Source organism: Halalkalibacter flavus, assembly GCF_036663575.1.
Lineage (GTDB): Bacteria > Bacillota > Bacilli > Bacillales > Bacillaceae_D > Halalkalibacter > Halalkalibacter flavus.
In genome coordinates this window covers 1-7,281 of record NZ_JAWRVK010000082.1, presented here as the reverse complement: position 1 = coordinate 7,281, position 7,281 = coordinate 1, and the positions used below count along the sequence as shown (strand labels likewise).

Sequence of the window (7,281 nt, the reverse complement as noted above, 5' to 3'; positions counted from 1 at the left end):
TCGTAAAAACATCTTTGGACAAGAAAGTGTTTCAAATTAATAAGCAAAAACTGTGTCAAATTACTTGACGGTCACAAACGCATTTTATCTAGAAGTTACTGAACTAAAAAACAGTATAGTTTAAGAAAAATAGATTAATTTGCTAAACTATAAAAGTAATCAGTTATTTTTAAAGGGAGAGAAAAAATGTCTCAATCACTAATCTTTGATATGGATGGAACACTATTTCAAACAGATAAAATATTAGAATTATCACTTGATGATACTTTTAACCATTTACGATCTTTAAATAAATGGGATACAGTAACCCCTATTGAAAAATACCGTGAGATTATGGGTGCACCTTTACCAAAAGTATGGGAAACGTTGTTACCAAACTATTCAATTGAAATTAGAGAACAAATGGATGCTTATTTTCTAGAAAGATTAATTGAAAATATTAGGAGTGGAAAAGGTGCTTTATATCCTAATGTAAAGGAAGTTTTCAGTTATTTAAAAGAGAATGGTTGTTCTATTTACATAGCAAGTAATGGTTTAACGGAATACTTAAAAGCAATTGTGACTTATTATAATTTGGATAATTGGGTTACTGAAACTTTTAGTATCCAACAAATTGAATCGTTGAATAAATCGGACTTAGTTAAAAATATTATAAAGAAATATGGAATTACCAATGGAGCAGTAGTTGGAGATCGTCTATCAGATATAAATGCAGCTAAAGATAATGCTTTAGTTTCAATTGGGTGTAATTTTGATTTTGCACGAGAAGACGAACTTTCTAAGGCTGACATGGTAATAGATGACTTAATCGAATTACAAACAATATTACCTAAATTAAATAAATAGTTCAGTAGAGAGAAACTTATTTATCCTCCTTTTACGGATAATTTTTTCAGAATTAATAACTTGAAATCAGTAATTAGGATTCAAAGTAAGTTCTAGGTAAATCATTGACTTCATCTGCAACTCGAATTCCAGATTCAATTGCTCCTTGGATCCAGGCATGAGCCGTTGAGGCATGTTCGCCGGCAAAATGAACCCTTCCCTCGGGTGTTGATATATAAGGGAATATTTCTTTTATCTGTTCGGGTCTAAACATTGTGAAAGCCCCAGCAGAAAACGGATACCTGATCCAACTGTGACTCACGCCCCCTTGATAATCCCGATACACCTGATCACCATGAATTGTCGCTAAATTTCTTAATACATACTCCAAGCGATCATCATCATCTAAACTATCCCATGGAATCGCATCATCATCCCATGTATAGCTTCCCAAAATGACACCCGGTCCATCTGTGCCAAGGTCATGACTTGGATATTGCACATATTTAATTGGCAGATCGGTTATTGTTTGGCCACCATATAGCCCTTGCTTTTCCCAGAACCTGTTTCTAAACTGGATTCCGGTCTTCGTAGAACCAGCATAGTTAGTTTCTCGAATGGCCTTCCATTTGTTTTCAGAAAATGAATGACGCGGTTCAATTTCTACAAATTGCAGAACTGTAAAAGGAATGGTCACAATCGCAAGATCACCAGTGATTTCAAATGGCTCTAAGATTCGATGGACAGCACGAACCGTTACTTGGTTGTCATGCTGCGTAATTTTCTTCACATAATGACCATAATGGATATCATCTTTCAATTGATCCGTAAATGCATTTGGAAGTTTGTCGTTTCCCCCCGTAATTTCATAAAAGGTGATATCAGGAGTAAATAGGACTAACAGTTCACGTAATATTTCTAAGAAAGAAAGTTCCATCAACCCTTCTAATGTTAGGATGACTTTAATCTTTTCAATGGCTCCCGGAGATAATGTACGTCCAAATGGATTATACCTTAAATAAGAATCCATCGAGTATTTATCCAGCTCTTGTATTGCCCAAGTCCAACCTCTCACTGGGTCTCGTTTAACAAAATCTGTCACTGGTTCTATGGCCCACTCAAGCAATTCTGAAGCAGTTTTACCTCTTTCGTGTGAAGAAACGGGATAGCGCAAAATGTCAGGATTTCGTTCATACATCCATAATCGAGCTCTGATCCCTTTTACATAAATTAAATCATTAGGGGTTGAATTAATAAATTCATTAACCGGGAGCTGAAATTTGTTTATATATTCAAACGTTAACGAATGGGTATGAGGAATACGCATGGCCCCGGCTTCAAGATATTGTCCGTCCCTGAAGTCTCTTCTTAATGTATAGATTCTTCCTCCGACTCTATCAGTGGCTTCAAGGATTGTTACATTATGTCCAGCTTGTTTAAGTAATGATGCAGAGACAAGCCCAGCCATACCAGCCCCAAGAATAATAATCTTTTTTGGGGTCTTGGTTTTTTTGAGTCCATTTCGGATAATTGAAAGCATTTGTTCCGTAGGCAACTTAGGAATTGCATAATTTAATAACATTTTTTTCTCCTCTACCGATAGACTGGTACATAATTCAATATATAGTTATTACAGTCTATTCAGATAGAAGCTAGTACTATGTTAGAAAAACTAATGTTCAAACGAAACACAAATAGAGTTACCTAATAATATATGGACGAATGAATGAATCGATTTTGGAGTTAGGGTTATTTATATGGTAAGCTTCCGATAGTTGAACAAGAGATGTCATTTATTACAACGATACTGGCTATAGAATAACCGACTAAGAGAGACGATTTTATTCAAAGTGAAGTTCCTCTTAGTTGACCAATAATGCACATTAAATTTATTTAATATTTTTGTAAAACACCAATCCATCATGAACTCTTTTCATACTCTATATTAAGTCATGGTGTTTCTCTGTTACTAGTAAAAGTAACTGTTTTTCAACTCGTGTTTAATAAAAATCTTTCATTCCAATCGGGCGCTTTTCTAAAATAAGGAAAGCGTCTTTCTTCATTAGAATTCTTTTTAGATTTTATTTTTCTCGATTACTCCATAACCTTCCAGTAGCTTTCTAATTGCCGTAATACTTAGTTTAGACCTCTCCTCTTGCAGCGATTTTGTCGACTTCAGAAGCTAAGTCAGGATCCATGTAGAAAGAGGTGAAAACCTTCTTCTGTTTTTTCTTCGAAGCTTTTTTCCCTGCGGCAAGATCCCGAAGGTAACTATCATATTCATCATTAACATCAACAACATTATCATTATTAACATATGTTAAACATTATATGTCATTTGTGACATCTTTGTTATTTTTAGTTACTTTATCAATGATATCATTTATTTTATCATTGTTTTCAATTGCATTTTTATTATCATCTTTGTTATGAGTGTTATCGTTAGTTTCATCTGTGTCATATAAATTAATAAATACCTAAGTAGCATTCATCTTTTTGATCTTATCTTTAAGATTGTTTTTATCGGACACGTTCTTTCAGCTCCTTACAAAGGGAATGTAATATTCTAATGCATTTTTTAATTCAGAGTTTCTCATCAAAACCCGAAATAGCTAAACGCTTGGTGGAACCTTTCTTCTGATTATCACTTGAACTTCAGGTTAGGATAATTTTCATCGATGGACTCTTGTATTATATCGTTTTCTTTTGCCCTAGCATCAATTAGGGAAAATAAATACCAGCTGTTTTTAATGTCGGTTAGCCGTCGATCCATTACCGCTTCCATTAATATCGGCTCACCAAAGCCTTTAGGCTGATGATGTTTAGAAAGGGAGAAATTGGGATGAGATTATCGAAAATTAGACCCCTGTATTTTGCATTGAATGAGGGGTTATTCGTTAAAATGACTTTTAATTTCGTTATAGAGCGTTTCTCAAGCATCGTTAAAAGAACCAGTATCTTTTTTTGTAGGGTACTGTTTTGTTTTTTGGGGTCTTTGTTGCTGTTTTTAAACTCCGGTCATGTTACTCCGCTAAAGGGACAGATTCCTTAAGGGAGGTTTTAGATATATCAAACATTCTGTGATAAAATATAAGTAAAGATAAGTAAGAGTTATCTTTACTATACATAATAAGATTATTTTAAACTACTTCTTAGGAGGTCAAAAAATGAATGACTTGACGCTTCTTAATCATATGACAGGTGAACAGTACTTAACTTATTTACAGGACCATCTAAAAGATCGGCATCTACTCGACGAAAATCGAAACCTCTCTCTTGCAAATAGTTCGGAACAGGATTTTCTGGAATTGTTTTTTTTAGAGAAGGTATTTCCACAAGATAAGCAACTGTCTCCTCATACGGTCAAAGCATACCGTTCGGATGCAAAAACGCTGCTCACTTTTTTAACAGACCACTCCCTTTCTTTTCGGGATCTTGGCTTTCCAGAAGTAAAAGCTTATAACAAATTTATTAAAGAAAATTATGCAGTTAAATCAGCCATAAGAAAATTGGAGTTTTTCAGAAGATTATTAGACTTTGGTTATGAAACACAATTTTACAAATCCCACCTTTCTACTTGGATTTCCAAGCCAGTGTCTAAAAAAGGACACTATATAATGGAAGAAACTCGTCACGAAGAAGCACAAACACGTGTTCAAGTCAGAGAATTGAATCAAAAGGATGCTGAATTTCTTATCTCCTTCTTTCCTAAAGTGGTGAAAGCAAAAAGGAATCGTGAACAGTTGGAAAAACGAAATTTACTGATCGGCTACCTACTATATACGACAGGGCTTCGTGCAAGCGAGCTTTTGAGCTTAAATTGGGGAAGCTTTCGTTACAATCATAAGGGCTACCTATTTGTAGATGTCATTGGAAAAGGGAAAAAGCCACGATCCATTCCAATAAGAGATGAGACAAAAGAAATTCTATTTAACTATCGAACAAGTATTGGCGAGTCGGTTGAAGTAAACATGGAAGACACTAGTCCGCTTTTTTTCGCTATTTATAATAAAAGAGAAACCCTTTCAAATAAAAAACGCTTAACATACCCCGCCCTATATAAGATTGTTAAAGAAGCGGTTCATATCGCAGGAAAAAATGTAAAAGTCACCCCCCACTGGTTCCGTCATACGTTTGTAACTCTTCTGCTGGAGAATGATGTTCCTCTAGCAGTGGTAAAGGATTGGGCAGGCCATTCGGATATTTCAACCACTAATATATACTTAGAACGGGTGCAACAGGATGATTCACATGTTCATTTAAAAAAAGTAAATGTGTTTAGATGATCCTATTTTTCGATTGAGCCAATAATGACTGTACTTTTTTTGAGTGATTATCATGCTCTCAATAATTATTTCTACCTTCTTCAGCAATCGGGCGCTTTTCTGAAATAAGGAAAGTGTCTTTCTTCATGAAAAGGGCCATTTAATGGAATAAGACCTTCAAACACTCATGGATATTTATGTTATTATTGAATGAGATTGTGAAGGAATGTACTTAACGTGGCAGGATAATACAATAATGTATTGAATAAATTTCCAATTTTTAAGATTATATATTTTAGGTGTAATAAAAGTAAAGTAGGAGGGTTAAATGGAGGAGTTAATTACTTTAATTAAGTACGCCTTCTTAGGTGCGCTACAAGGGTTTACCGAACCGATTCCTATTTCATCAAGTGGTCACTTAGTTCTAGCTCAAGAGCTTTTTGGAATCAGTATTTCTGAGAATGATTTTAGCTTTGAGGTGTTAATGAATTTTGCATCACTATTAGCAGTAGTTCTTATTTATCGAAAAGATTTGATTAGATTAATGGAAAATGGTCGAAAGTATGTTACTAAACGTGATTCAGTCTATAAAAATGATTTTATGTTTATAGTTTACTTGATTATAGGCACAATTCCAGCTGGTGTTGTCGGTTTATTATTTGAAGATAGGATATCAGCAACATTTAGAGGTATTGCCCCGATAGGAGTTGCTTTATTAGTTACTGGTTTAGCACTTTGGCTTATTAGAAATTTAAAAGGGAGAAAGAGTGACAGGAACCTTACTATCAGAGATGCATTAATCGTAGGTTGCGCCCAAGCTATTGCTTTAATCCCAGGTATAAGTAGGTCAGGTGCAACTATCGTTGCAGCTATGGGAATAGGCATGAAAAGAGAAACAGCTTTGCGTTATTCATTTTTGCTGTATATTCCTGTAAGTCTTGGTACTATCTTAATCAAGATAAATGATATAGATTTTGGTGATCTACTTATTCCTTATATTATTGCATTTATTTTATCTCTCATTTTTTCTTACTTCTCTCTTAAATGGTTTATGGGAATTATGGAGCGAGGTAATTTGAAATACTTTGCTTATTACTGCTTTGCTATTGGATGTTTAATATTATTTATTACATAAATTTTGTTCTTCAACAAACGGGCGCTTTTCTGAAATAAGGAAAGTGTCTTTCTTCATGAAAAGGGCCAGATAATGGAATAAGATTTGGCAGTTAAATTGGATATTTATGTTAAGATAATTAGAGATTTTGAAGGATTGTACTTAAAGTAACGGGAAGAAGAGTTCAATAAAGGAATGGAACATTAGTATATAATTTGAAAAGTAATAGTTAGGAGTTCAAACAATGAAAATCAGCAAAAGTAATGCAGAACATTATATTTGGGGAGATAATTGCGATAGTTGGTATTTAGTTAAAAATAACGACCTAAGTATTATTCATGAACGTATGCCTCCAAATACAAATGAAGTAAAACACTATCATAATCAATCTAGGCAGTTTTTCTTTGTCTTATCAGGAACAGCTACGCTTGAAGTTGATGGAGCTATAATAGAATTAAATTCACAAGAAGGCACCGAAGTTCCGCCACTTGTTCCACATCAAATGTTTAATAAAACTAATCAAGACTTAGAATTTATTGTAACTTCTCAGCCAAATAGCAAGGGCGATAGAGTTTTAACAAAAGAATAATCTTCAACTAACTGGCAGGAAACTACAAGAAGGAAAAATTGTTGTAGAGGACTTGATTCGAGTTAAAAGGAAAATTTATAAAATTATATACTTTTTAACAGGGGGAGATAGAATGATTTTAGAAGCTGTTATGCTACAAGTTAAGCAAGGAATGGAAGAAGAATATGAGGAAGCATTTCGAGAAGCATCAATAATTCATATCATCAATGAGAGGTTACAAAACTCATGAATTACAACGATGTATTGAAGTTAAAGGGAAATATTTATTGTTGGTAAAATGGGAAACATTAGAAGACCATACAGTTGGATTTAGACAATCGAAAGAGTATCAAGAATGGAAAAAACAACTACATCATTTCTATGACAATCTCCCTACAGTTGAACATTTTGAAAATGTTCCTCTTTAATAAGTTATTAAACTATCCTGAAAATAACCATTGGTAGAAGTGCATTTTTGGCATACGAAACTAGACCTAGCAAAATCTTTT

5 protein-coding genes and 1 pseudogene are annotated in these 7,281 nt (G+C 34.0%); 5 read left to right on the top strand and 1 reads right to left on the bottom strand.

Features of this window, described 5'->3' with window-relative positions:
• The first annotated feature begins 186 nt into the window (after positions 1-186).
• Positions 187-846 (top strand): HAD family hydrolase, encoded by a 660-nt coding sequence (locus tag SAY88_RS24205; protein WP_332634986.1) that lies wholly within the window; start codon positions 187-189, stop codon positions 844-846.
• 73 nt (positions 847-919) lie between these two features.
• Here the strand turns inward: SAY88_RS24205 and SAY88_RS24200 are convergent, their stop codons facing one another.
• Complete coding sequence (locus SAY88_RS24200) at positions 920-2,407, bottom strand: flavin monoamine oxidase family protein (protein WP_332634984.1); 1,488 nt, start codon at positions 2,405-2,407, stop codon at positions 920-922.
• Positions 2,408-3,992: 1,585 nt separating this feature from the next.
• Here SAY88_RS24200 and SAY88_RS24195 point away from each other — a divergent pair.
• The 4 genes and pseudogenes from SAY88_RS24195 to SAY88_RS24180 all read left to right on the top strand — a co-directional run bounded on the left by SAY88_RS24195 (position 3,993) and on the right by SAY88_RS24180 (position 7,200).
• Positions 3,993-5,111 carry a tyrosine-type recombinase/integrase gene (locus SAY88_RS24195; RefSeq protein ID WP_332634982.1) on the top strand — a complete coding sequence of 373 codons (1,119 nt, stop codon included), beginning with the start codon at positions 3,993-3,995 and terminating at the stop codon, positions 5,109-5,111.
• Between the two features lie 307 nt (positions 5,112-5,418).
• On the top strand, positions 5,419-6,225 hold the full coding sequence (locus SAY88_RS24190; RefSeq protein ID WP_332634981.1) for an undecaprenyl-diphosphate phosphatase: 807 nt from the start codon (positions 5,419-5,421) through the stop codon (positions 6,223-6,225).
• A gap of 223 nt (positions 6,226-6,448) precedes the next feature.
• A complete protein-coding gene (locus SAY88_RS24185; RefSeq protein WP_332634980.1) occupies positions 6,449-6,793 on the top strand; it encodes a cupin domain-containing protein in 345 nt (114 codons plus the stop codon).
• A 112-nt stretch (positions 6,794-6,905) separates the two neighbouring features.
• Positions 6,906-7,200: pseudogene (locus SAY88_RS24180) on the top strand (antibiotic biosynthesis monooxygenase family protein).
• Positions 7,201-7,281: the final 81 nt, after the last annotated feature.

Coding starts and splice junctions, on each gene's coding strand:
- SAY88_RS24205 (WP_332634986.1), top strand. CDS start 187: ATGTCTCAATCACTAATCTTTGATATGGATGGAACACTATTTCAAACA.
- SAY88_RS24200 (WP_332634984.1), bottom strand. CDS start 2,407: ATGTTATTAAATTATGCAATTCCTAAGTTGCCTACGGAACAAATGCTT.
- SAY88_RS24195 (WP_332634982.1), top strand. CDS start 3,993: ATGAATGACTTGACGCTTCTTAATCATATGACAGGTGAACAGTACTTA.
- SAY88_RS24190 (WP_332634981.1), top strand. CDS start 5,419: ATGGAGGAGTTAATTACTTTAATTAAGTACGCCTTCTTAGGTGCGCTA.
- SAY88_RS24185 (WP_332634980.1), top strand. CDS start 6,449: ATGAAAATCAGCAAAAGTAATGCAGAACATTATATTTGGGGAGATAAT.